Genomic DNA, 25,331 nt, shown 5'->3' on the forward strand with positions numbered 1-25,331 from the left:
ACTGGCGGCGCATTGGTTAAACTCAGCGCATATTATTTTCACTGCCGTACCGAGAGGCCCTCCCGCCGATGCCAGAAAACAAGCCGCCGCTGCTCAAAATGCAGACCATCCTGTTCTCCAGCACCTTGCTTATCGCCCTGATTGGTGTGCCCTGGTATGGGCTCAGCTACGGCTTTACGGCCACTGGCTGGATCGCCTTCGTGCTGATTTTGGGCGCCAATGGCATGTCGATTACCGCGGGGTACCACCGGCTGTGGGCCCACAATACCTACAAGGCCCACTGGTCACTGAAGCTGCTCTTTGCCCTGTTTGGCGCCGCTGCCACCCAGAACAGTATTTTAATTTGGGCATCAGGCCATCGCCGCCATCACCGCCACGTGGACGATGTTGAACAAGACCCTTATTCCGCCAAGCGCGGCCTATGGTTCTCCCATATTGGCTGGATGCTGCGCGACTACCCCGCAAGCGCCGAAGACTTCTCCAACGCCAACGACCTGAAACGCGACAAGATTGTCATGTGGCAGCACCGCCACTACCTGGTGCTGGTGCTGACCATGAACTTCCTGCCCCCGCTGCTACTGGGCCTGGCCACCGGTCATTACCTGGAGCATTTCCTGCTGGCCGGCATTCTGCGGCTGGTGGTTAGCCACCACACCACCTTCTTCATCAATTCACTGGCTCACTACTGGGGCCGCCGCCCGTATACCGACGAAAACACTGCCAGAGACAATGACCTGCTGGCCCTGTTTACCTACGGCGAGGGCTACCACAACTACCATCACATTTTTCAGAACGACTACCGCAACGGCGTGCGCTGGTGGCAATACGATCCCACCAAGTGGCTGATCAATTCCGCCTCTTGGGTTGGCCTGACCTGGGACCTGAAACGCGTACCCGACTTCAAGATCCAGCGAGCGGTCGTGGCCATGCAATTCAAGCGCGCCGAGCTGCACCTGCAGGGCCGGGGCGCTGAAGCCAGCCACCTCAAGGAGTTTCTGGAAGCCGAGTATCAACAGTTCCGGCAGTTACTTAACGACTGGAACGAAACCAGCGGCCAGTGGATGATTGCCAAGCGGGAAAAGCTCGCTGCCCAGAAAGATGCCCTGCAACAATCCTTGAGCGAACACAAAGAAGCGCTGCAGGAAGCCTGGGAACATGCCACCTTGCGCAGTCGCCTCAAAGAGCTGGAATACGCGCTGAAGATGCAGCGCAAACGTTTGCAGATGCTGAACATGCAAATGGCCTGATACCGGCATTTACCGCCGGCTAAATGCAAAAAAGGCGACGCCAACACTGGCTCGCCTTTTTTTGTTTTCGGCAATTGCCCATCCGGACAATCGCTACCGCCCAGCAGTTAACCAGACACCCCACCCGGCTCATGGCTAATCAGCCAATCCCGCCAGGCCGAAACCGCTTCGATAGGCAGTCTTAGCGTGGTCGTTGCGCCGCGGCTCACATCATGGTGAAGCAACACATACACCCGCTGGCGCTGCCGATAAACCTCCACTCGCAACCGGCGCGGCACGGGGGTATCGACCCGAGCCAATTGGGTTACCTGCTGAATCAACTGACGGCCAACGAGGCGATCACCCAGCCGGCGCAGAGCGCTGCGCTGATCGGTCGGCTCACCTTGATGACGGGCGGTTGCCAACAGCGCATCCACCAGCGCGAGTAATTCCCCATGCGGGTCATCGCTCTGAAGCGGCCAGGCAAAAGCGTGGCGGGTAATACCAGACCGCCCGGCGCCGTTGTACTGCTGCGTTTGCAGCCGGGCCAGCAACAGCTCGCCAAAACGCTCCATCGCAAAATTGAAAATGACAGTGACAAAGCCGAGGCTGCTGCGATGGATCTCGGTGTATCCGCCCTCAGGTTCTGCCATTGCGCTGCGCTTCAGACGTTCTTTTTTTGCACTCATCGAGGGGATTTCCAAACAGAAAACTCACTGTGCGTCCGCCGCCACCAAAGTCCCTGAACGACGAATATCCGCATTTTACCGACTTTCTGCCCCATTGACCGACCGCTAATCAATAAAGCCCCGGGCGTTAAAGGCAGGAGTGCTCAGCGAATGCTGCCAAAGCAGTGCGGCGTCACTGCGAACACCAGCCGCGCTGGCGGGCAGGTAAGTCAGTCGGAATCGCTGACCCAAGGCCAGCTCGGCGATATTTCCCCACACCTCACGGTCGCTAAGCGAGTAGACATACCAGCGCGGCAGACTCAAATCGAACTGGGTAGAGTGCACCTCCCCGGGCGCCAGGCTGATCACCTTTTCCTGCTGCCATTGCGCCAGACTGCAGGCGATCTCTCGCGGAGCGGCAGTTGCCTCTCTTCCCGGCAGCATATCCAGCCGAAAGGCGCAGTGCTCGGGGCCATCGATAATACGCAGCGGCGCGTCGGAGAAATTGTGAATATTCATTTGAAAGCGCAAATTCGCCGCCCCCTCTTCAGCCGAGGCAGCAGCGGAATTGACGCGTTGAAACTGCAAGCCCACCGGGCTCCAGCGAAAGGTTTTGATTTGTCCCACGCCACCGCGACCGATCGCCACCGCGACCTCCATGGGCACCTGTACACCGTCGCGGACACCACGACGTTGCTCGATGGCCTTGCCGCTGCCCTGCTCCACAAACATCTTCTCGATCCCGTAGCGAAGATCGACAAAGCCCTGCTCGCGACGCCCACCGCCGTCATAGAAATGGGCAACACGGCCCTTCAGAAACTGACCGCGGCCAGGCGGGGTAAGGCTCAGATAGTCCAGGCGGTAGAGGTCTCCGGCCTCCTGAGATAGCGCGGCATAAACGATTTGCCCGCGTTTGAGGAGGTCGGGCGATTGCCGGAAAGCCGACAGCGGCACCTGATTAAGGTCATAACTCAGAACGACGTAATCTCCCCGCAAGGGGTCCCGGGGGTCGATGGGCGCGGTGCGCAAATACACGACCTCGCCTTTGGCCAAAATCCACTCCCGCTGCCCAGCCAGATAAGCCAGGAGGGCAATCTGGGCGAGGATAACAACGACAAACAGCGCCCTACGCATGACGGGACCTCATGATTTTCTGCCGTTCGCTCTGCTTTGAATACCGAAGCCCCACCAAAAACAGCACGCCGCCAAGCAGTAAAAACACCAGGGCCCGTGCAAGCAGACTTTCAAAAAGGTCGTTAAAGCGGGCAAATACTAACGCCGCCAGCAGAGCACACCCCAGCGTGGTCACCTTCCAGCGAACCTGATCGGTTCCCCAGTAGATCAGCAGCAGGGCGTAACCCAATACCAATAGGTTGGCGAGACTGCGCACCAGGCTGGGCATCGGTTCCACCAGGCTCAATATCAGCACCACCAGAACGAACAGGCATACCATGCCCGCTTCGACCCACTCTGCCGGCGTGCGGGGCCGGGTGCCCGCTTGCAACATAACCCACCCCCAACTCGGCAGCACCAACGCCAGCAGCAGGCCGTAGTAAAGGGTACTGACCTGGCCATCGAGCTTCATGGCGAGGGAGGTGTTAGCCACATCACCGAAACTGGCGAGAAACAACAGCGGGATTAACAGCAGCCTGCCCAGCCGACTGAAGCTGCCAGCACTGTGAGGAAAGCGGCTTGCCTGCGCCAGACGCCCCAGGGCAATGTAACTGGCTGCCAGCCATAACAGCGACAGCAACATCAGCTCTTCGGCCAGGCCCAGGGTGAGAAAGGACAAGCTCACCGGAAACAGCACCAGGCAAAACGCCAACAACGGGCGGGAGCGCTCCCGCCAGGCCAGCGGTACGAGTGCCAGCAAGATGATCCAGCTACCCCAGTGATTCAGCACCTCAAACTCAAACACCTCCAGACCAACCCAGAACACAATCAACACCGCGGCCAACATGCCCTGGGCCACCGACGGCAACAACCAGGCCGACACCAGCGCGACCAGCGACCACAGTAGAAACAGATCGGGATAGTAGCCATTGAGGTGATAAATCTGGCTGATCAGGATAACCCCGGCACCAAACAGCATAGTGCCCAACAGATGAAGGCTATCAACCACGAAAGGGTGGCGATCCCGGCGGTGAAGCCACAGGCCGGCGCCGTGGGCCAGGGCTAGAGACAGACCGATTACAGCCAGTTTGGTATAGCGGTGCATGGCCTCCCAGTTGTAGGCAAACACCAGAACAATACCGAGGCCGAAAATAACCACGCCGAGCGCGGAGAAAATGACCTTGCCCCAGCTGGTGCCACCGACTCTGCCACTGCGCACTGCGGCATCGCTGACCACAGGGTAACGCGCGTAGAGGCGCATCGCCTGCTCGTCATTGATCAGCCCCTCACGCAGCCATTGGGCGATCTCGGCCCGCATCCACTGGTTGTTCTCCATGCCCCGAATTATTCCCATCCATGACAGTATGAGTGCAACTATGATCCCCTAATTGGCACCGACCAGGCGAGGGCAGTCAGGGGAAATTTACGTAATTTGTGCAGTTATCGGCGCCGGGAGCAACGTGCATTGCCAGACCGTGTTGTCAGGCGATTTCCTCCATCGCCCGTTCGGCAAAACCGTGGCCCGCTTCTGCGTAGAGATTAAAGGTGATACAGCCCATTGCCTCCAGCTCGGCGGCCTGATCCGGAAACCGGGAAACCACAGCGATGTGTCCCTGATAGTTCAGCTGCTGCAGCAGCCGCACGACTTCAATATTTTCAAGATGATTGGTGAGACTGACCAGCAGCATACGACGCCGGTGCAGCTGGGCCCTTTCTAGAAAGTCCCGGTCACTGGCATCGCCAAACACGCAGCGCAAACCATTGGCTTCATGCTTGGCGGCCTTCTCCGGGTTTTCCTCAACACCCACGATTTTCCCCGGAAAATGCTCACTCAGATAGGAATACGCACCAAACCCAATCCGGCCCATACCAAAGATCACAAACTCCGCTTCCCCTAGATCAACCCCACGCTCGTGAACCAGCAACTCACGCCGCTCCAGCCGTTGTAGTCGCGGCGCCAGCCGGGCGTACAAACTGTGAATGTGGGTATTGAAGGGCACCGCAATAAACAACGATAACGCCATTGCCACAGCCAGGGTCGTCAGCCATTGGGCGGGCAATGCGCCGGCCTGCACTGCCAGCGCCGCCACAATCAGGCCAAATTCACTGTAGTTAAACAGTGATAACCCGGTCAGCATGGCGGTCCGCGCACGCAGTCGGAACACCAGCAACAAACCAAAATATATCAGCGGCCGCAGGAAAATCAGCAGTGCCAGTAGCACCGCCACCAGCACCATTTGCCCCGACGGCAAACCGTAGTACCCCACACTGAGAAAGAACGCGGTGAGGAAGATATCCTTGAAGTTGATCAGGTTCTTATAAAGCTCGTTGCTCTTGGTGGCATTGGACAGCAGCACCCCAAAGATCAGCGCCCCAAGACCGGCCTTGAGATGCAAAAACTCGAACAGCGCCGCACTGCCCAGCGCCACCGAGAAACCAAACAACACCAACAGCTCACCGTGGCCTGCCTGGCGCATCAACATGACTAACACGGGGCGCAGCAGTGGTAAGCCAATCAATGCCAACGCCCAGGGCGAGGGTGGGTGCTCGGACGTGGTCACCAGATAGGTCACCGCCATGATGTCTTGCACGATCAAGATACCGATGGCGATTTTGGCGTGAAGTGCTGCCCCCTCCCCCCGTTCGTCAAAAATCTTTACTGCAAACACCGTACTGGAAAAAGACAGCGCAAAGGCCAGGGTCCAGGCCAATGTCGGTTCCACCTCCGCCAACCCCGGAATAATCAAATGCAGCAGCATCAGAACGATGGCTGTCAGGGGCACGACTATCGCGGTGTGCAATCCCGCCACCGCCCATACCTGGGGGGCGGCCAATTCACGCAGATTTAACTTCAAGCCGATGGTAAACAGCAGCAGAACAATGCCCAGCTCAGCCAGCTCGTTAATTTGGGCCGCGTCACCCAGCTCCATCGCTCCGGCGATAAACCCGGTAACCAAGTACCCCAGCAGCGGCGGTGTGCCCATGCGCCGAAAAAGCAGTCCCACCAAGAATGCCATGGCAACAAGCAGGGGCTCTATCATCAACTCCAATCCTTTGTAGCGGGGCCGCCCCTTACTGGCTGTTTGCAGGTGGCAGACGATCAGGTTGCCCCATTAAACCAGTGCCGATGCAGTTGTGACAAACCATCGGCCTGACTCGATCACCAATAGCAGTAGGCCTGCATAACGGAGGAAGGTGGGTTGTGTCAGCTCCAGGCGCACTCGGCGCTGCCAGTCATGACACGAGGGAGGGGCTCACCGGCTTGGGCGACGGGGCCACAATACCGGTGTCGCCGCGCGGTAGCGCTGGAACTCAGGCTCCTGACCCCAGCGCCGCTCTGCTGCAGCTTCCAGCAGGGAAATACCGCTAATGCGGGTCAGCAACAGGTACACAAACAGCGGCGATATGGCGGCCAGATGCTGCCAGCCTTGCAACACCGGCAAAGCAATCAGCCAGATGCCAAACCACATCATGATTTCGCCAAAATAATTGGGATGGCGCGACCATGCCCACAAACCGCTTTGAATGAACCGCCCCCGGTTAGCTGGGTCGCGCCGAAAGGCCGCCTTTTGTGCATCGGCAGTGGCTTCAAAGCAAAACCCCAGTGCCCAGCACACACCACCGATCACAGCTAAGCCGCTGACCGGTACGGAGTGAGCACTCAAGGTGCCGAGCAAAACACCCGCCAGGGTGAGAACGATCCACAGTGACTGTAGCGTCCACGCCAGCAGAAATCGCGACCAATTGTCGCGAATATCATCAAAACGACTGTCGCTGCCAGTGAAAACGATGCGCCGGTACAGAAAAACCCCGAGCCGCAGCGCCCACACCAAGGCCAGCGACGCGAGCAGCCAACGGCGGCCATCCAGCGATGGCGCCAACACCAGCGCGAAGACAACGGCCGAGATATGGCCAAGACTGCCAAACACATCGTAGTAGCGCTCCAAGCGCTGTCGCCAGGCAAGGCCAAAGCCGAGCCACTGCAAACCAATACTCCACAGCACGATCAGCACCAGGGGGTTGCTGCCTTGCCAACTGGGCAGCGCGCCCCCCGCCAGCCAGGCGAAGCCCACCGCCACTGCGCAAATGATGCCGATGCCGGCGATATCGAAGCCTTGTTTCACCAATGGTCATCTCCTGTTGTCCTCTGCGATACGCCATCCACTGCCAAAGCGATGACGCTCGCCCATCACAGACACCCCATTTTCAGGGCCTGTTAACACTAATTGGATTGCACCTGCTGGAGGGCATTTTTGCCTCCAGCTAGGCGGAGGAAGCGCAGTTTGGTTATTCCAAATAAGCGACCGAGAACGACGCTGGGGGCAAAAATGGCTCCAGCGGAACGCCGCCCGGCCCTTTGGGTTGTGGCTAAAAATTCACCACTCGTCGTCATTCGAACCCAAAGCACTCGCTACGCTCGCGGGGCCAGCTTTCGTTCATTTGGAGTAACCAAACCTCTCTCCTCATTTCCGCGCGGCGTCCGCTAGATTGGCGAATTTTTAGCCACAACAGGCGTATTCCAATTAGTGTTGGCAGGCCCTTGCACGCTAGTATGCGCCGCATACCCGACAGGGAACCACACCGGGCGCATTTTTCGCTGGCGTTCACCGCCGTCAGACGCTTTACTCAAAATACGCTCCGATAATATTTCAGGTAACCGGTGCGGACCTACTCTTGCCAAGGCCCTGCCTTTGTAACCTTGCGAGCAAGACTCAGTGGTATCGATTAGGAATGACTGTATGAGAAAACCTTCAAGTCTGACAGGCGCCAACTTCCCCTCTGCCCGGGAGGACATGTTCGACAACGAAATGGAAATGCCGTCGGCCTATCGGCTGGCCTTCAGCGACCAGGACTTTCTATTAAGAGAAGAGTTGCGGGGACTCCGCTTTCAACTTGAGCTGCAAAAACCCGAAATGATCCTGCAGGAGCACAACGTAAAATCCACCGTTGTGGTTTTTGGCAGCGCCCGCTTCCTCGCCCCCGAAGAGGCCGACCTTGCGGTCACCGAGGCACAAAAGCTGGGCGATCAAGCGGCGATTCGCGCAGCCAAACGCGCCCAGCGCAACAGCCATTACTATCAGGAAGCCCGCCGACTCGGCGAGCTCATCACCGAACACTCCAACAATTGCCCCGAAGAAGAACGCCTATATGTGATGACAGGGGGCGGGCCCGGCATTATGGAGGCGGCCAACCGGGGCGCGACCGAAGCCAACGGCAAATCCATTGGCCTCAATATCGTGCTGCCCCACGAGCAATTCCCCAACCCCTATATCACACCGGAATTCTGTTTTCGCTTTCACTACTTCGCCATTCGCAAAATGCATTTTATGCTGCGCGCCAAAGCGGTCATTGTCTGCCCCGGCGGTTTTGGCACCATGGATGAATTGTTTGAGGCCCTTACCCTGATCCAGACAGGCCGCTCCAAACGCATTCCGGTGATTCTGTTAGGGCACGAATTTTGGCGCCAGGCCATTAACCTGGAATTTCTGCGCGACGAAGGCGTTATCAGCCCCGAAGACGTCAATATGATTTCGGTGGTCGACAGCGCCGAACAGGCCTGGCACAACATCGTCGAGTTTTACGACCTCAGCACCGGCAGGTGCAACGCCTGCTGAACAATCGAACAGGCGCGGCATCGTGCCGCGCCTGTTCGCCTCCCGCCGCAACAGCAGCGCAGCGCGGCCGAAATTGGTATAGTTGCCGCCCTGATTTCCCGCAGCTGAAAGTCGAATTATGTCTAGCCCCCTGATTGAACTGCGCGATGTGCGCTTTGCCTACCAACTGGAATTGATTCTCGACCACCTGAGCTGGGTCTGGCCCCAGGGCAGCCATATCGCCCTGCTCGGCGGCAATGGCGCGGGCAAAACGACACTGGCAAAACTACTCACCGACAGCCTACGCCCTAACCACGGCGACGTGATCTACGCCGAGGGCATCGGCCCTGCCGACGTGGCGCTGATTTCCTTTGACTTACACAAAGAGCTCATGGAGCGAGACCGCCGCTTTGATGACAGCGAAACCCGCGCCGACGCCTTTGATGTTGGCACCACGGTGCGCAATGCAATTCTGCAGGGCAAAGCCCCGACGGAGGACTTCACCCAGCTCTGCAAACGCCTGGGGATTGATCATATTCTCGACCAGGGCATTCGTTTTATTTCCACCGGTGAAAGCCGCAAAACCCTGCTCGCCCGGGCCCTGCTCGCCAAACCCAAGGCGATGATTCTGGACAACCCCTTTGAAGGCCTCGATATCAACGCCCAGGGCGAGATGCGCGAGCTACTCGACGAGCTGGTCCAATCCCCCACCCCACTGCTGCTGATCACCAAGGATGCCAGCGATATTCCCGATGCAATCGACACCGTATTCTTGATGGACCACGGCAAAATCCAAAGCCAATGCAGCGCCATCGAGGCCAAGCGTCAGACTGCCCAGCGGCACCGCTATAGCAAGCCGCTGCCAATCGAGCCCGCGCCAGACTACCCGGGCGGACAACCATTGATCGAACTCAAGGATGTCAACGTCAACTTTCGTGGCAAACAAGTGCTCAGCGACATCAACTGGACCCTGATGCCAGACCAGCACTGCTGCATTAGTGGCCCCAACGGTGCGGGTAAATCGACCCTGCTGGGCCTGCTCTGCGGCGAGAATGACAAAGCCTATGGCCAGCGGGTGATTCTGTTTGGCAAGCAGCGGGGCAGCGGCGAAAGTGTATGGGATGTGAAAACCCACTTCGGCCTGCTCAATACCAACATGCAACTCAGCAACCTCAAACGCAGCAAGGTAATTGATGTGGTGGCCTCAGGCCTGTTCGACTCTGTCGGCCTCTACAACGACTACGGCGACGCCGAGCGCCAACGGCTGTTGGCCTGGCTCGATGCCTTGGAGCTGCTGCACTGCCGGGAACAGCGTTTCGACCGCCTGTCCTTCGGCGAGCAGCGCATGGTGCTATTGGTCAGGGCAATGGTGAAATCGCCGGAAATTCTTATTCTGGACGAACCCTGCATTGGCCTGGACGGCGAGCAAAAAGCCCGCTTGCTCGGCGCCGTCGACCAGATCGCCGCCACCGGCCACACCCGGATTCTGTTCGTCAGCCACCGCAGCGAAGAAGTGCCGGATTGCATCAACCAATTCCTGGCTTTGGTGCCCTCAGAAAAGGGCGGCTATACCGCCGACATTCGCGAGCGCGATTAACCGGGGCAGATGAGCCCCCTCGCCAGTTAATAACAGGAGCCACTCAGCATGCGCATTGCCTCTTGGAACGTAAACGGCATCCGCGCCGTGATGAAGAAAGATTTTGTCGACTCCCTCGCCGCAATGAATGCCGACGTCCTCTGCCTACAGGAAACCAAGGCCCAGGACGACCAGGTCATCGCCGCCCTCGAGGGCGTGCAGGGCTACCATGTGTACAGCAACAGTGCCGAGCGCAAGGGCTATTCCGGTGTGGCCATCCTCAGCCGTGAGCAACCACTGAATGTGACCGCCGATATCGGCATTGCCGAACACGACACCGAAGGTCGGGTGCTGGTAGCCGAGTTCGCCGACTTTTATCTGTTGACGGTTTACACCCCCAACTCCGGTAACGAGCTGGTGCGGCTGCCCTATCGGGAAACCTGGGACCGGGATTTTCTCGCCTATGTTAAGAAGTTAGAGGCGAGCAAACCCGTGCTGATGTGCGGCGACTTTAACGTGGCCCACCGGGAAATCGATATCGCCAGACCCAAGCCCAATTACAATAAAAGTGCCGGCTACACCCAGAAAGAAATTGATGGCATGGATGCTATCCAGGCGGCGGGGTTTATCGATACCTTCCGCTACTTGCACCCGGACACCATCAAGTACAGCTGGTGGAGTTATCGGGCTGGCGCCCGGGGCAAGAATATCGGCTGGCGGATAGATTATTTTCTTGGCAGCGCCGCGCTGGTCGAGAGCCGCTTGGTTGCGGCGGACATTTGGAATGACATTCATGGGTCGGACCATTGTCCGGTTAGTGTAGATCTTCGCTGAGGTTTTTTTAACCTGGCAGTGGGCGGTGATTTCGCTTCGAGCCATCGATCTTCTGGGTGTGGGGACTCGGTCGAATTTTTTGCTTCGGCTGAAAGCATTGGTTTCGCCCAGCTGGGCGACTTACTTCTTTTTGTGTGAAAAAGAAGTAAGCAAGAAAAGCACACCTGTATGATTCAGATACATGGGTAACACATTATTTCAAATACATGGGTTACACTTTTATCGTCCAATAGGGGAAGGCTTTACCGCCAATATTGCGCTGGTTAAAGCCACCCAACCTAATGGGTCCAAAGTAGATATCCCAAATTCCATCGTCAACCTGCTCAAGTCCCACACGCTCACCTTTGAGGGAATGGGACACATAGACCTGCCCGCCGCCCCAATAGATTGTGCCGCTGCGCTGCACCTTCATTACAGAGTAGTAACTGGGGTACTCCAGCTCCGGAAGTCGCTCGGGATAATGCCGCTGCGAAGCGCTGTAACACGCCTGAGGTACGCTAAGCGCCAGTGATTCGTGTGGGCGCTGCTCATTGTAGTCTCGCCGAAAGATATCCATACAATGCTGCTGAGCTGCCATCGTGTCAGCGACGGGCTTGGTGACGACCTGCTTCATGGTCCGATGCATCCGTTCATGGCGCCCATTTTGTTGGGGCATTCCCGGTTTGATGCGCTCGGGCACAATGCCCAGCCGCACCCACCAGACCGACAAAGCAGAAAGGCCCCCTGGCGCTTTGCTGGCGAAGGGAACCCCATTGTCACTGCGAATTCGTCGAGGCAGCCCATACTCTTTGAATAGCTGCTCAAAGACTTGCTTAGCCGCCTTTGTTTCGGTTCCCTCAAGCCCCTGACAGCCCAATAGAAATCGGCTGTGATGATCCATCACCGTCAGCGGAAAGCACCACGGCCCGTGGCCAAGCTTGAACTGCCCCTTAAAATCCACACTCCACAAATCATTGGGGGCAGCGACCGGCGCAAAGGGCTCACGATAAGGACTGACCCGTCGCCTGGGTTGGCGGGCCTCAATCAAGCCGTGTCGCTTAAGAATGTTGTGAATGCTAGTGATCGACGGCACCGGTGTATCAGGAAACTGCTCTCGGAGCTTTTGCTGGATCTTCTTCGGGCCCAACGTCATACGACCGATACAACGAGACGCCACCACCGCCTGCTCAATGGCGTAGGGGATCGCCGCTGGGTGATGAAGAGGCCGGCGGCTTCGCTCTTGGAGGCCCTCAATGCCGGAGGCTTGGTATCGCTCGACCCACTTGTAGCCGGTCTTACGGCTGATGCCGTAGTAGCGGCATAGCTCAGCAAAATAGCGCCGACCACCGCGAAGATAATCGCTAATAAATAACACTCGTTCGTCCATCGGTTTCACATCTCGCCAAGGCATGAGCACCTCCTATCCGGTGCTCACTATTTAACCAATGTGTTACCTATGTATTTGAAACAAACTGTTACCTATGTTGTTGAACCCTACACACCCCGGCTGCGCTGCCGATGGCGAAAAGATGCCATCGGTACCCTGCGCTCCTCAGTCGTCGCGGCGCGGAAAAAACTCGCCTGCGGCTCAAACAGTTTTCCGCTTTAATCCGCGTCGACTTCCGGTGCTCGGCAGCTCCACAAGGGGGAAAGGCCGCGGCATCGAGTTTAGTTGGTTTTAAATACCTCCAACAGAATAGAAAGTTGCGCCATATTCAAAACTAAAAGCATTCCTTTCGGAGTGCGGGGGTTAATCCCCCTTTGAGCTCGGTGAGCATCGCAGAAATCCAATGGGAGTCTTTTAGCGAGGACTGTTTGAGCCGCAGGCGAGTTCCGCAGCGTTCCCATTGGATTTTGAGAAGCGCAACGCACCCGAAGGGCGAGCGATTGGGGCGCCCTTTTTCTTGCCTACTTCTTTTTTGGCGCAAAAAAGAAGTAGGTCGCCCAGCTGGGCGAAACCAGTGCCATCAGCAAATACAATAAACCCAACAGGGTCTCCATCAAGCCCAACCAAAACCATCGCCAAAGATAAAAGCCCACCAAAACCCCCAATCGTGCCCAGCGCTGGCAGAAAACCAGCAGCACCGCGTCGGCGATTAGTCAAAAATCCCCTTAAACCACTGCCAGGCTTTCTGCCCATCAGGCACACACCCACTACTCTCCCGCGGCTCGCTGCCCTTGATAAACGGCATATACCGCGCATTGTCGCACCAGGATTGGGTGAGCTGACCGGTCTGGCTATCCACCCACAAGTACTCCACACCCCGCACGGGCGAGAAGGGCATCTGCTCGGTGCTGGCCTCAGCCATGAACTGCCGCCACACCCGCAGCGCGCCACTGGCACCGGTTAGCCCAGTGGAGGAGTTGTCGTCTTTGCCCATCCACACCACGGCCTGATAGTCGCCGGCAAAGCCGGCAAACCAGGAGTCTTTGGTCTGGTTGCTGGTACCGGTTTTGCCGGCCACGCGATAATCCTTGGGCAACATGTGGTAGACACTGGCCCCGGTGCCCTCACGTACGGTTTCCAACATGGCGTACTGCAACACATGCACGGGCGCGGGATTGATCACCTGCTTTGGCTTCTGCGGATAACGGGCGAGCAGCTCGCCCTCCTCATCGGCAATTGCATAAATGGTCCGCAGCGGAGTAAAGCGCCCGCCGGCAGCGATGGTCTGATACATGGCGGCCACTTCAATCGGTGCCAGCTCCGCGGCCCCCAGGAACATGGACGGCACTTCTAACAAGGGTCGTTGGATGCCCAGGGTCTTGAACATATCCATCACCTTGTCGACACCCACCGACATACCCAGGTGGGCGGTCGCCAGGTTATAGGAACGAGACAGTGCATAGTGCAGAGGGACAATGCCGTGGCTCTTGTTATCGTAGTTAGACGGCCGCCACACATCGCCATTGGCCAGCGGCACCGAGATAGGCTGATCTCGCAGCGGCGTAAGCAGGTTGTAGCGCTCGGGCTGGGCCAGCGCGGTGAGATACACCGCGGGCTTGGCCAGAGACCCAATCGGACGCAGGGCATCCAGCGCCCGGTTAAAGCCAGCGTAGCGGGGTTGGCTGCCACCGATCACGGCAACCACATCGCCGCTGTCTACCCGGGTGACCACCATCGCCACTTGCAGGTCTTTAACCCGTTCAGACAGACTCTTTAGCGCTTTCTGGGTGGCATTTTCCGCGCGCCGCTGAAGTACCGGATCAAAGGGGGTGAAAATCCGCAGGCCCTTGGTTTGCAGGTCCTGGCGCTGGTAGTCGCGGCCGAGTTGCCGCCGCACCAAATCGACATACGCCGGATAATAGCCCTCTAGCGCGGAGCTTTTCGCCAGCCCCAGGGGCTGAGCCTTCCAGCCTTCCAACTGTTCAGGGGTCAGCCAGCCCCGCTCGGCTAGCTCGCCCAAGACGATATTGCGTCGGGTCTTGGCCCGCTCAGGATGCCGCCAGGGATCGTAATAGGATGGCCCTTTAACCAGCCCCACCAGCATCGCGGTCTGGGCCAGATTGAGCTCGTGAATGGGACGGTTATAGTAGTGGCGGGCAGCCAGGCCAAAGCCGTGAATGGCGCGGTTACCTTCCTGCCCCAGATACACCTCGTTGATGTAGGCCTCAAGGATGCGATCCTTGCTGTAATGGACTTCGGTGAGAATCGACATCACCGCTTCCTTGGCCTTGCGCCACAGGCTACGCTCGTTGCTGAGAATGGTGTTCTTGACCAGCTGCTGGGTCAGGGTGCTGCCGCCCTGAACGGTGCGGCCGGCTTTAATATTCGCGATCATGGCCCGGATGATACTGCGCGGCGAAATCCCAAAATGGTGGTAGAAGCCGTTGTCCTCAACCTGCAACAGGGTTTCGATCATCATGCTGGGCACTTCATCCAGGCCCATCATCAAGCGGTCTTCGTGGCGGCCCGGGTAAACCCCACCAATAACCAGCGGATCCAGCTGGGCCTCAGCCAGACGCTGACCCAGTTTGTCTCTGACCACGGCAACGGTGGTCGCCCCCATTTCCACCTCAATGACCTGGGCGTCACGCATGCCGTCGGCAAAACGGAAAGGCCGCAGGTGAATGGAAAAGCGATCACCCTGCCGATAGTAACTGCCGGGCTGGCTGACCAGTCGCGACTGCTGATACCCCAGACTCTGCAGCTCGGACTCAAGTTCATATGCCGTCAGAATGGCACCGGTGGCCAACACCAGCGGCCGCGCATATACCTTGGCTGGCTTATCGTACTGCTGATGGTCAAAGGCACCTCGAACCTGGGCATCAAAATAGGCGAACACCATCGCCAGCACCACCAGCCCAACCAATGACAACTTGATCAGCAAGCCACCCCAGAGCGATTTTTTACTACGGCCCTTGCCGGACTTCTTAGCTTTCCTAGCCATCTAGTGAAACCAACAAAATTGCAAAACCCCCGACAAACCGGATAATAGCGGCACTTTACCGCAAGTAACTGGCAAACAAGATGAAAACATATCACCTCTACGGCATCGGTGCAGCGCTCGTGGACACAGAAATTCAAGTGACCGACGCAGAACTTGAGACCCTGGGCGTGGAAAAAGGCATGATGACCCTGGTCGATGAGGTGCGTCAGCAAGCGCTGTTGGACCAGTTAGAAGGCCATTTGGTTCACTCCAAACAAGCCAGCGGCGGCTCCGCCTGCAACTCGGTAACGGCGGCCGCCTACTTCGGTGCCAACTGTTACTTCTCGGGCAAGGTCGCCCAGGACGAATTCGGCCGCCTGTTCGTTGATGATATTCGCAAAGCCGGCATCGGCGGTGATCTGGTCATGAGCGAGGACCCCGGTGTGACCGGCAAATGTCTGGTGCTGATCAGCCCTGACGCCGAGCGCAGCATGAATACCCATTTGGGTATCAGCGCCGAGCTGTCGGTCAAAGAACTCAACGAGCAAGCCCTGGCCGAGTCGGAGTTCTTCTATGTTGAGGGCTATCTGGTGACTTCCGAGAGCGGCCGGGCAGCCGCCATCCGTGGTCTGGAAATCGCCCGCCGCAACGGCGCGAAGACGGCGTTGAGCTTCTCTGATCCGGGCATTGTCACTCACTTCAAGGACGGTCTGAGCGAAATGCTGGGTGACGGTGTCGACCTGCTGTTCTGCAACGAGGCCGAAGCACTGAGCTGGTCCGGCGCCGAGCACCTGCAGGAGGCCATCACAGCACTCAAAACAATCGCCAAAACCTTTGCCATTACCCGCGGCGCAAACGGCGCGGTGGTGTTTGATGGTCAGGCACTGCACACCATCCCCGCGGTTTCGGTAGACGCGGTTGACACCAATGGCGCCGGGGATATGTTCGCCGGGGCCTTCCTCTACGGCATTACCCACGGATTTGGCTACCAGCAGGCCGGTCAACTGGCAACCCATGCCGCCGCGATGGTGGTCTCGCAATACGGCCCCCGGTTGCCGGGCGAAGCCCATCAGGCAGCCTTGGCCGCGGTGTTTGGCTAGGGCCTGTTAACACTAATTGGATTGCACCTGCTGGAAGGCATTTTTGCTTCCAGCTAGGCGGAGGTAGCGCAGTTTGGTTATTCCAAATAAGCGACCGAGAACGACGCTGGGGGCCAAAATGGCTCCAGCCCTTCGGGTTGTGGCTAAAAATCCACCACTCGTCGTCATTCGTCGTTCATTTGGAGCAACCAAACCTCTCTCCTCATTTCTAGATTGGCGAATTTTTAGCCACAACAGGCGTATTCCAATTAGTGTTAACAGGCCCTAAGTTTACAGGCAAAAAAATGGCGCCACTGAGGCGCCATTTTTTTGTTGAAGCCGCCCCGAGATCAGCGCTCTCGAATAAAGCTCATTAACTGGGGATCATCCAGCATATTCTCCAACACCTCTACCACCAGCGCGTTCACTTTCTCCACATTCTGCGCGGTGCTGGGGGCGTTGAAAAACTTCTCGTTGCGCTTCACCTTGTAACGGCCCTTGTAGTTACTGCCATCCTGACGAGACGCCTCCACCCGCACAATAGCAGCCATGTCCATATCGTGACCGACGCTATCGTTCTTGGGGTGGTTATACACCAGCGATTCAAAAATCACATGCAGGTCTACGGTGTTGGGGTTGAGGCTGTCGACATTAAAGCCCAGCGCGGCCAGGTGACGCTCTAGCGGTGGCTGCACCGCCAGCGACAGATCATTGGCGATAGAGAAGGTTGCAGTTTCGCGATACACCCCGCCGCGGCTACCCAGCACTTTATTGGCGCGCTGATCACTCACCCGCACGTGCAAAGGCTCGCCGTTACCGGGACGACTGGTGGTCGGAGGAAACATGGGGTCAACGGTGATTTTCTGAGGGCTCTGGGCACAGGCCGTCAGCAGAATTACGATGCTTGCTACAAATCCTTGAAGTAAACGCTGGCAGTTCATGATGGTTCCTTGAAGTAAATTAACCTTGGGAGAGCAGATCGCGCAGATCAATGATCGCGGCGTTGGCCCGAGAAATGTAAGAGCCCATCACCAGAGAGTGATTGGCGAGAAATCCAAAGCCGGTGCCATTTAATACCATTGGGCTATAAATTGTCTGCTGGGTTCCCTCCAGCTCGCGAATGATCTGACGCAGGCTTACCGTGGCGTTTTTGTTGGCCAATACGTCGGCGAAATCCACTTCAACCGCGCGCAGAAAATGAATCAGTGCCCAGGCGCTGCCCCGGGCCTCATAGAAAACATCATCGATCTTCAACCAGGGAGTTTTGACCTGCTTTTCGGTCGAGGTCGGCGTAGATTGCCGCGCCGTGGGGTCATTGGCCAGGTCAGTATTCAAGCGGGGGCGGCCAACGCTGGCGCTCAAGCGCTGAGACAAACTCCCCATGCGCGACTCAACTACGGTCAGCCAGTAGCGCAGATTATCTGCCCGGGCGTAAAACTGGGCATCTCCCTCGCGGCTGTCATTCAAGCGATCCCGGAAGGACTTCACATGCTTAATCGCCTGACGGTATTCGGATTCCGAGGCGGGAATCGCCCAACTGTTGTTGGAAAAGTTGAAGCGCGGCTCGGCCTTGGCCAGATCGACGTCCTCTTGGGACTGGGATTGGGAGCGGCTAAAACTCTCCCTCATAGCCCGGCTTAGGTCGCGCACCTGAATCAATACGCCGTATTCCCAGGCGGGCATATTGTCCATAAACACACCGGGCGGCGTAATGTCGTTACTGATAAACCCGCCGGGCTTGTCCAATAGGGTTTCCGCCACATCGACTAAGGCAGAGGTGGTCGCCGTGCCCACAATGCGATCACTGGCAGACTCGGCGTAGTAACTGGTTTCGGGCAAATCCGGGGTTGCGCTCCAGTAAATGCCAAGCACCGAGATAAACACCAGGTACAGCGCCAGCGCCACACCAATTATCTTGGGAAGTGCCGGGCCAAAGCGCTCGCTAACGCTTTCCTTTAATCCGCCAAGCACGCCCTTGATCTTTTCTAATGCCATGAATGCTCCGTTAGTTATTGCCCGGGGGTAAGCACCCAATCGGAATCACCCACCGGTTGAAAATCAACGTTCAACTGAAGATGGCAATCACTCAGTGATGTCCTGACGACGGCGGCGACTTCAACACACTCACCACCGGCGCACGAACCTCCTTCGGGACGCCGTCAACCCGCAAGGAAAAGGTCACCATATCACCATCACTTAGCGCCTGCTGCAGATTGAGCAGCATTAAATGCAAACCGCCTGGGGCGAAACTCACTCGGGCGCCCGCCTCAATCGTTAGCGCACTTTGCTTGCGCATTGCCATCATGCCCTGGCGATGTTCGTGGGCATGAATTTCCAATGACGCCGCCACATCGCTAACACCCGCTGTAAGGGTAACCGGGGCCTCACCGGTGTTGAGCACTTCGAAAAATGCCGCCGTATTTTTTTGCGTCGGCGGCAATCCCCTGACGTAAGCGTCACTGACAATCAGCTCGGCCTGGGCCAAACTCACCACCAGATTCAACATTGTTGTAATAAGCAGGGCCCGGCCGCATCTAACGGAAAATGACCGCCACCCACTGAAACCGATATGCATGGGGGAACTACACCTCAACATGATTTTTACCTCCGACACGTCTACCGTTGCCGCACGCGCGACAGCGGTAAACCGGCCTCCCCGATTCGCCCGCGATCCACGTATACTGGCCGGTGAATTTTACCTGGGGAAGACCTGCCCCATGATAACGCCAGCAAAGTGGTGATGGTATTGATGAAGTTCTTTTTATCCAGCGTATTACTCTTATGGGCCAGTGTGAGTTTTGCCGACCAGCCAGGTCGCAGCGGCGATCCTTTCGGCAATAGCCTCACCGGGACCAGCGATCCCTTCACTGCGGCGGCCCAGGATGACTTTCTGCCGGTTGAAAAGGCCTACCAATCCCTGCTCGCCTGGGACGAGGACACCCTGCTCATTGAATGGTCCATTGCCGATGGCTACTACCTCTACCAACAGCGTTTTGCGGTCAGCGCACAAATCGACGGGGAAGCCCTGCCCACGCAAACCGCCTTCGAACCCGGCAAGGTAAAAGACGACCCCTTCTTCGGCACCACCGAGGTTTACTACTTCAACACCGCCCTGGCCGTGACCGGCTTGCCGAAAGACGCCCCATTTATTCTTAGCATTCGCTCGCAGGGCTGCGCCGATGCCGGTTTGTGTTACCCGCCGCAAACCCAACGCTACCAATATCAGCCAACGTCCCAGGACTTCACCCTACTGACCGACACGCCAGCCAGCAACCAGGCGCCCGCCCCAACCACAACAGTCGGCTTTTCTGAGGCCCCTGGCCCGAGCAGCCTGCCCTTTGTGATTTTGCTGGCCCTGCTTGGCGGTGCCATCCTGAACCTGATGCCCTGCGTGTTTCCGGTGCTCAGCCTCAAAGTGCTCAGCTTTGCCAATGCCCACCACGGTCAAACCGCCTCCCACGGCGCGGTCTACGGCTTGGGTGTGGTGGTGAGCTTTGTGGCAGTGGCCGGGCTGCTTATCGTGCTTCAGCAGGCAGGCCAGGCAGTGGGCTGGGGGTTTCAGCTGCAACAACCGGGCTTTGTTGCCGCCATGGCCACCCTGTTCTTTCTGATGTCACTGAACCTGCTCGGGGTGTTTGAGTTTGCCGGGCGGTGGATGAATGCTGGCAGCGGTCTGAGCCAACAGGGCAATTATAGCGGCAGCTTTTTTACCGGCGTTCTGGCAACCCTGGTGGCCAGTCCCTGCACCGCCCCGTTCATGGGCAGCGCTCTGGGCTACGCCGCTTCCCAGCCGCCAGCCACTGCGCTACTGGTGTTTGCCAGCCTCGGCATGGGGATGGCACTGCCGGTGATGATCCTCAGTTTATTTCCCGCCTGGCTGCGCTACCTGCCCAAGCCCGGCATGTGGATGGAGCGCCTGCGGCAATTTTTATCGTTTCCCCTGCTTGCCTCAGCCATCTGGCTGCTATGGGTGTATGGCCGCCAGTTAGGCGCCAACAGCATGGCCACCTTGTTGCTAGCCTGGCTGTTGATCGGTCTGGCGATCTGGCTGTGGAAACTGCGGGGCAGCGCCCGGTTGCTAGGTGTTATCAGTGCACTGTGCGCGGGATATCTGGCCTGGCAAGGCGGCCAGGCTTCACCCCAGCCGTCGCAGTCCACGACGGCCTTTGACCCGGCAAGCATCCGCGAGCTGCGTGCCAGCGGCCAAAATGTCTTTTTGGACGTAACCGCAGACTGGTGCATTACCTGCGCTGCCAATGAGCGCCTTGTACTCAATACCGACGAAATTCAGCAAGCCTTCGCCCGCAACAACACCCATTACCTGGTCGCCGACTGGACCCGCTATGATCCGGCCATTACCGCCCTGCTGGCCGACTTCCAGCGCAACGGCATTCCGCTGTATGTCTACTATCCGTCCGACCTCAACGCCGCCCCCGCGATTCTGCCGCAAATTCTCACGAAGGCCGTGGTTTTGAAGCTCTGGCAGGACTAATCCAGCGGCCCACAGTGTTATCACCGAAAACACTGCCCTTGGTAAAAATACGGCCATCTCCTGCAAACTTGCAGTAAACAGGTGGCCATCTTTAAATTTTCACCTTCACCTGTTGGACTCCCGAAAACAAATCAGGCACAATCCGCCCAGACTTAACCTCTGCACCCAAACGGCACAGTGATGGCTTCGTTTTTAGTATTACATGGCCCCAATTTGAACCTGCTCGGCAGTCGCGAGCCAGAGGTGTACGGCAGCGACACCCTCGCCGACATCGACAGCCACTTGCAGCAAATCGCCGTCGAGAATGGCCACCACCTGCAAAGCCTGCAGAGCAACGCCGAATACGAGCTGATCGAGCGTATCCATCAGGCCCGCCCTGAAGGCATCAACTTTATTATCTTCAACCCGGCAGCCTTCACCCACACCAGCATCGCCCTGCGCGACGCCCTGCTCGGGGTGAACATCCCGTTTATCGAAGTGCACCTGTCCAATGTCCACAAGCGGGACAGCTTCCGGCACCACTCCTATTTTTCAGACATCGCCGAGGCGGTGATCTGTGGCCTGGGCGCAATGGGCTATGAAATGGCCCTGCGCGCCGCCATGCAAAAACTTCCAAACTGACCTTAAAAAAACTAAGAGAGCCACTATGGACATCAGAAAAGTCAAAAAGCTGATTGAATTGCTTGAAGAATCCAACATCGACGAGTTGGAGATCAAAGAAGGCGAAGAGTCTGTGCGCATCAGTCGCAACAGCGGCAGTGTGTCCATGCCTGCCCCTCAATACTATGCACAACCCGCACCAGCCGCGGCACCGGCTCCCGCTGCCAGCGCGCCAGCCCCCGCTGCGGCAGAAGCCCCCGCTGAAAAACCAGTCAGCGGCCACGTGGTGAAATCCCCCATGGTAGGCACCTTCTACCGCGCGCCGTCGCCCGGCTCCCCGGTCTTTGCCGAAGTCGGCCAGCATGTTAAAGCCGGCGACGTTATCTGTATCGTTGAAGCCATGAAAATGATGAACCAGATCGAAGCCGACAAGACTGGCGTGATTGAAGCCATTCTTGTCGACGACGCCGAGCCGGTAGAGTTTGATCAACCCCTCATCACCATCGTGTAAGCCCTGCTCACCGCGACTGACTGAATAAAAGGGAAAGATCCAACATGCTGAAAAAAGTTGTTATCGCAAACCGCGGCGAGATTGCGCTGCGGGTGCTGCGGGCCTGCAAAGAGCTCGGCATTAAAACCGTGGCAGTGCACTCCACTGCCGACCGGGAACTGATGCATGTGCGCCTGGCCGACGAGTCCGTCTGCATTGGCCCCGCCCCGTCGCCACAGAGTTACCTCAACATTCCCGCCATCATCAGCGCTGCCGAGGTGACCGATGCCGTGGGCATCCACCCCGGCTATGGCTTCCTGGCGGAAAACGCTGCCTTTGCCGAGCAGGTGGAAAAAAGCGGCTTTGTCTTTATTGGCCCCAACCCTGACGTAATTCGCATGATGGGTGACAAGGTGTCGGCCATTAAAGCCATGAAAGAAGCCGGCGTACCGACCGTGCCCGGCTCCGACGGCCCGATTACCACCGATAATGACCGCACTCTGGCGATTGCCAAGCGCATCGGCTACCCGGTGATCATCAAGGCGGCTGCCGGTGGCGGTGGCCGGGGCATGCGGGTTGTCCACAGCGAAGCGGCTCTGCTCAATGCGGTCTACGTCACCCAGTCCGAGGCCAAGGCCGCCTTCGGCGACGATACCGTGTACATTGAAAAATTCCTGGAAAACCCCCGCCACGTTGAAATTCAGGTACTGGCTGACGGACAAGGCAACGCCATCCACCTGGGTGACCGGGACTGCTCCCTGCAGCGCCGCCACCAAAAGGTGCTGGAAGAGGCGCCCGCACCAGGCATCCCCGACGATATTCGCCAGGATGTTGCCATGTCCTGTGTGGAAGCCTGTAAAAAAATCAATTACCGCGGCGCCGGTACCTTCGAGTTTCTTTACGAGAACGGCCAGTTCTTCTTTATCGAGATGAACACCCGGATTCAGGTAGAACACCCAGTCAGCGAGATGGTGACCGGTGTCGATCTGATTAAGGAACAGCTGAAAATCGCCGGCGGCGAAAAGCTGTCTCTGACCCAGGACGACATCAAGATCAAGGGCCACGCCTTCGAGTGCCGGATCAACGCCGAAGACCCCAAGACCTTTATGCCCTGCCCGGGTAAGGTCAAGCACTACCACGCCCCCGGTGGCCTCGGTGTGCGGGTCGACTCCCACCTTTACAGCGGCTACTCGGTACCGCCCAACTACGACTCGATGATCGCCAAGGTCATCACCTGGGGCGACAATCGCGACATCGCCCTGGCCAGAATGCGCAACGCCCTCGACGAGTTGATTGTGGACGGCATCCGCACCAACACCGACCTGCAAAAGGATCTGGTGCGAGACGCCGCCTTCAGCAAGGGTGGCGTCAGCATTCACTACCTCGAGAAGAAGCTGAAACTCTAGTTTCGCGAGGATAAGGGGGCCATCGAGCCCCCTCTTTTTTTCAGCACCCTACCCCGACTTTAGGATCGCGCCATGACCTGGTTACAGCTGCGCCTCGACGCCGACCCCGACTCCGCCACCGCACTGGAAGACGCATTGATGGAAATTGGCGCCTCGGCGGTTACCATGGAAGACGATGCCGACCAACCCCTGTACGAACCCCCAAGAGGGGAGACACCGGTATGGACCCATACCCGGGTGACCGGCCTTTTCCCTGCCGACACCGACATCGCAGCACTGCTCCCGGCACTAGAAGCCTTCTACGGCAACGCACTGCCCACGCACCGGGTAGAGATTCTGGAGGACCGGGATTGGATTCGCGAATGGATGGACAGCTATCACCCCCTCCAGTGCGGTGAGCGCCTATGGGTCTGCCCGAGCTGGCGGGAGCCCGTTGACGCCAATGCGGTGAATATTCTGCTCGACCCCGGACTGGCCTTTGGCACCGGCACCCACCCCACCACTTGGCTCTGCCTGCAATGGCTCGACAGCCAGGACCTCACAGGCAAAACCGTCATCGATTACGGCTGCGGTTCCGGCATTCTGGGCATCGCCGCATTACTGCTGGGCGCTGATAGCCTCATCGCCATCGACAACGACCCCCAAGCCCTGTCGGCCACCGCCGATAACGCCCAGCGCAACGGCATCGATCCCGCGCGTTTGCGCTGCCTTCTGCCCGAACAATTCGACAACAGCGTTCATGCCGACGTGTTGTTGGCCAATATTCTCGCCGCACCACTGCTGCAGCTGGCACCGCGTCTCGCAGGGCTGGTGAAACCAGGCGCACAGATCTGTTTATCCGGCATTCTCGACAGTCAGGGCGACAGCCTCCAGCAGCACTACGCCAGCTGGTTTGAGCAGATGCAACTGACCACTCGCGAGGAATGGGTTAGGATTACCGGCACCAAAGTCGCCCATTGATCCTGCATCAGACCATCGCCTGATATGACCAACGCCACCACCGCCCAATGCCCCGCCTGCGCAACCCGATTTCGGGTGAGCGAAGCACAGCTACAGGCCGCCAGTGCGATTGTGCAATGCGGCCGTTGCCGGCAGATTTTCAATGCCCTTGACGGCGAGCCCCTGACCGAAACCGACTTTGCCCCTGCCCCCGACACGGGTGAGCAGGGCAGCTTCCACTTCACCGACACCCAAGCGGCAAACCAGCAGGACGAGGTAGAAGAGCGCGACCCGCTCAGCCTGCTGGACTCACTCAGCACCGTCGGCCACGACTTTGAGCATCACCTTCCCCCCACCAAACCTCGCCGCTGGCCCTGGATTTTCGCCTGCCTGTTTCCTGTTGCCTTGCTGCTCTGGCAAATTGCCTGGTGGCAAATGCCCGCGCTGCTCGGCGGCCCGTTTGCCAAACAAGTGCTGACTTTCTGTGAGCGCTGGCAGATGGAGTGCCGGGCAGCCAACGCCGCCGAGGGCAGCCAGCTGGGCGCCATCAGCGCCAACAAGCTGGTGGTGCGAAAGCACCCGGAGCGGGACGGAGCCCTGGTCATTGATACGCTACTGGTGAACAACAGCGAGACCAGCAGCGAATTTCCCGCCCTCTACCTGCGCTTTAGCGATCTCGGCGGTCGCACCCTGGCCAGCCGTATATTTCAACCCAGGGAATACCTGACCGGCGAACTTGGCCGCCTCAGCAACCTCGCCGCCCACCAGCCCATTCATGTGGTGATGGAGATCCGCGACCCCGGGCCCCAGGCGGTGAATTACCAGCTCGACCTCCTCCCCGGCAAGGGCCAAAATCGCGCCCGATAACTGGTTATTTTCTGAGCGCAAGTCTTCCGAAGTCGACGCTGAACAAGTATTATAGCGACCCGCTTTTTTCCACTCACCGAACTGCACAGGGCATTGAT

Annotated in this window: 22 protein-coding genes; 11 read left to right on the top strand and 11 right to left on the bottom strand. The window is 58.0% G+C overall.

Translation table 11 applies throughout. From position 1 onward, the window contains the following. Window positions 1–68: 68 nt before the first annotated feature. Window positions 69–1,247 carry a fatty acid desaturase gene (locus NCG89_RS05030; RefSeq protein ID WP_251088679.1) on the top strand — a complete coding sequence of 393 codons (1,179 nt, stop codon included), beginning with the start codon at window positions 69–71 and terminating at the stop codon, window positions 1,245–1,247. Window positions 1,248–1,354: 107 nt separating this feature from the next. Here NCG89_RS05030 and NCG89_RS05035 read toward each other — a convergent pair whose 3' ends face one another. The 5 genes from NCG89_RS05035 to NCG89_RS05055 all read right to left on the bottom strand — a co-directional run bounded on the left by NCG89_RS05035 (window position 1,355) and on the right by NCG89_RS05055 (window position 7,131). Beyond that, complete coding sequence (locus NCG89_RS05035) at window positions 1,355–1,915, bottom strand: hypothetical protein (RefSeq protein WP_251088680.1); 561 nt, start codon at window positions 1,913–1,915, stop codon at window positions 1,355–1,357. Window positions 1,916–2,020: 105 nt separating this feature from the next. Further along, window positions 2,021–3,028, bottom strand: a complete 1,008-nt coding sequence (locus NCG89_RS05040; protein WP_251088681.1) for a GDYXXLXY domain-containing protein — start codon at window positions 3,026–3,028, stop codon at window positions 2,021–2,023. Then, window positions 3,021–4,343, bottom strand: coding sequence for a DUF2157 domain-containing protein (locus tag NCG89_RS05045; RefSeq protein ID WP_251088682.1), 1,323 nt, complete (start codon window positions 4,341–4,343; stop codon window positions 3,021–3,023). Before NCG89_RS05045 ends, NCG89_RS05040 begins: the two co-directional genes overlap by 8 nt. Before the next feature lie 145 nt (window positions 4,344–4,488). Next, entirely contained in the window at window positions 4,489–6,048 is a 1,560-nt protein-coding gene (locus NCG89_RS05050) for a cation:proton antiporter family protein (RefSeq protein ID WP_251088683.1), read from the bottom strand. 213 nt (window positions 6,049–6,261) lie between these two features. Then, window positions 6,262–7,131 carry a DUF1295 domain-containing protein gene (locus NCG89_RS05055; protein ID WP_251088684.1) on the bottom strand — a complete coding sequence of 290 codons (870 nt, stop codon included), beginning with the start codon at window positions 7,129–7,131 and terminating at the stop codon, window positions 6,262–6,264. Window positions 7,132–7,746: 615 nt separating this feature from the next. Between NCG89_RS05055 and NCG89_RS05060 the strand changes: the two genes are divergently transcribed. From NCG89_RS05060 to NCG89_RS05070, 3 genes are all read left to right on the top strand, one after another. Beyond that, a complete protein-coding gene (locus NCG89_RS05060; protein ID WP_251088685.1) occupies window positions 7,747–8,622 on the top strand; it encodes an LOG family protein in 876 nt (291 codons plus the stop codon). A 118-nt stretch (window positions 8,623–8,740) separates the two neighbouring features. After that, on the top strand, window positions 8,741–10,198 hold the full coding sequence (locus NCG89_RS05065; protein WP_251088686.1) for an ATP-binding cassette domain-containing protein: 1,458 nt from the start codon (window positions 8,741–8,743) through the stop codon (window positions 10,196–10,198). Window positions 10,199–10,246: 48 nt separating this feature from the next. Continuing rightward, window positions 10,247–11,011 carry an exodeoxyribonuclease III gene (locus NCG89_RS05070; RefSeq protein WP_251088687.1) on the top strand — a complete coding sequence of 255 codons (765 nt, stop codon included), beginning with the start codon at window positions 10,247–10,249 and terminating at the stop codon, window positions 11,009–11,011. A gap of 211 nt (window positions 11,012–11,222) precedes the next feature. Here the strand turns inward: NCG89_RS05070 and NCG89_RS05075 are convergent, their stop codons facing one another. The 3 genes from NCG89_RS05075 to mrcB form a co-directional block, all read right to left on the bottom strand. Further along, entirely contained in the window at window positions 11,223–12,401 is a 1,179-nt protein-coding gene (locus tag NCG89_RS05075) for an integrase core domain-containing protein (RefSeq protein ID WP_251088688.1), read from the bottom strand. A gap of 390 nt (window positions 12,402–12,791) precedes the next feature. Further along, window positions 12,792–13,094: a hypothetical protein gene (locus NCG89_RS05080; RefSeq protein ID WP_251088689.1), complete on the bottom strand. Its 303-nt coding sequence runs from the start codon at window positions 13,092–13,094 to the stop codon at window positions 12,792–12,794. Next, window positions 13,087–15,381 (bottom strand): penicillin-binding protein 1B, encoded by a 2,295-nt coding sequence (mrcB, locus tag NCG89_RS05085; protein ID WP_251088690.1) that lies wholly within the window; start codon window positions 15,379–15,381, stop codon window positions 13,087–13,089. Before mrcB ends, NCG89_RS05080 begins: the two co-directional genes overlap by 8 nt. 80 nt (window positions 15,382–15,461) lie before the next feature. Between mrcB and NCG89_RS05090 the strand changes: the two genes are divergently transcribed. After that, on the top strand, window positions 15,462–16,460 hold the full coding sequence (locus NCG89_RS05090) for an adenosine kinase (RefSeq protein WP_251088691.1): 999 nt from the start codon (window positions 15,462–15,464) through the stop codon (window positions 16,458–16,460). 329 nt (window positions 16,461–16,789) lie between these two features. Here the strand turns inward: NCG89_RS05090 and NCG89_RS05095 are convergent, their stop codons facing one another. The 3 genes from NCG89_RS05095 to NCG89_RS05105 all read right to left on the bottom strand — a co-directional run bounded on the left by NCG89_RS05095 (window position 16,790) and on the right by NCG89_RS05105 (window position 18,945). Continuing rightward, complete coding sequence (locus NCG89_RS05095) at window positions 16,790–17,380, bottom strand: YajG family lipoprotein (RefSeq protein WP_251088692.1); 591 nt, start codon at window positions 17,378–17,380, stop codon at window positions 16,790–16,792. A 19-nt stretch (window positions 17,381–17,399) separates the two neighbouring features. Then, window positions 17,400–18,434, bottom strand: a complete 1,035-nt coding sequence (locus tag NCG89_RS05100) for a DUF2333 family protein (protein ID WP_251088693.1) — start codon at window positions 18,432–18,434, stop codon at window positions 17,400–17,402. A gap of 91 nt (window positions 18,435–18,525) precedes the next feature. Beyond that, window positions 18,526–18,945: a copper chaperone PCu(A)C gene (locus tag NCG89_RS05105; protein WP_251088694.1), complete on the bottom strand. Its 420-nt coding sequence runs from the start codon at window positions 18,943–18,945 to the stop codon at window positions 18,526–18,528. A 243-nt stretch (window positions 18,946–19,188) separates the two neighbouring features. Between NCG89_RS05105 and NCG89_RS05110 the strand changes: the two genes are divergently transcribed. The 6 genes from NCG89_RS05110 (at window position 19,189) to NCG89_RS05135 (ending at window position 25,233) form a co-directional block, all read left to right on the top strand. Further along, a complete protein-coding gene (locus NCG89_RS05110; protein WP_251088695.1) occupies window positions 19,189–20,931 on the top strand; it encodes a protein-disulfide reductase DsbD family protein in 1,743 nt (580 codons plus the stop codon). A 180-nt stretch (window positions 20,932–21,111) separates the two neighbouring features. Continuing rightward, complete coding sequence (gene aroQ, locus NCG89_RS05115; protein ID WP_251088696.1) at window positions 21,112–21,552, top strand: type II 3-dehydroquinate dehydratase; 441 nt, start codon at window positions 21,112–21,114, stop codon at window positions 21,550–21,552. A gap of 25 nt (window positions 21,553–21,577) precedes the next feature. After that, entirely contained in the window at window positions 21,578–22,042 is a 465-nt protein-coding gene (accB, locus tag NCG89_RS05120; protein WP_251088697.1) for an acetyl-CoA carboxylase biotin carboxyl carrier protein, read from the top strand. A 44-nt stretch (window positions 22,043–22,086) separates the two neighbouring features. Continuing rightward, the gene (accC, locus tag NCG89_RS05125) at window positions 22,087–23,427 is read left to right on the top strand and encodes an acetyl-CoA carboxylase biotin carboxylase subunit (RefSeq protein WP_251088698.1); all 1,341 of its coding nucleotides are present in this window, start codon (window positions 22,087–22,089) and stop codon (window positions 23,425–23,427) included. Between the two features lie 72 nt (window positions 23,428–23,499). Continuing rightward, entirely contained in the window at window positions 23,500–24,387 is an 888-nt protein-coding gene (gene prmA, locus NCG89_RS05130) for a 50S ribosomal protein L11 methyltransferase (RefSeq protein WP_251088699.1), read from the top strand. 24 nt (window positions 24,388–24,411) lie between these two features. After that, window positions 24,412–25,233: a zinc-ribbon and DUF3426 domain-containing protein gene (locus NCG89_RS05135; protein WP_251088700.1), complete on the top strand. Its 822-nt coding sequence runs from the start codon at window positions 24,412–24,414 to the stop codon at window positions 25,231–25,233. Window positions 25,234–25,331: the final 98 nt, after the last annotated feature.

The sequence above is a fragment of the Spongiibacter taiwanensis genome, assembly GCF_023702635.1.
GTDB lineage: Bacteria > Pseudomonadota > Gammaproteobacteria > Pseudomonadales > Spongiibacteraceae > Spongiibacter > Spongiibacter taiwanensis.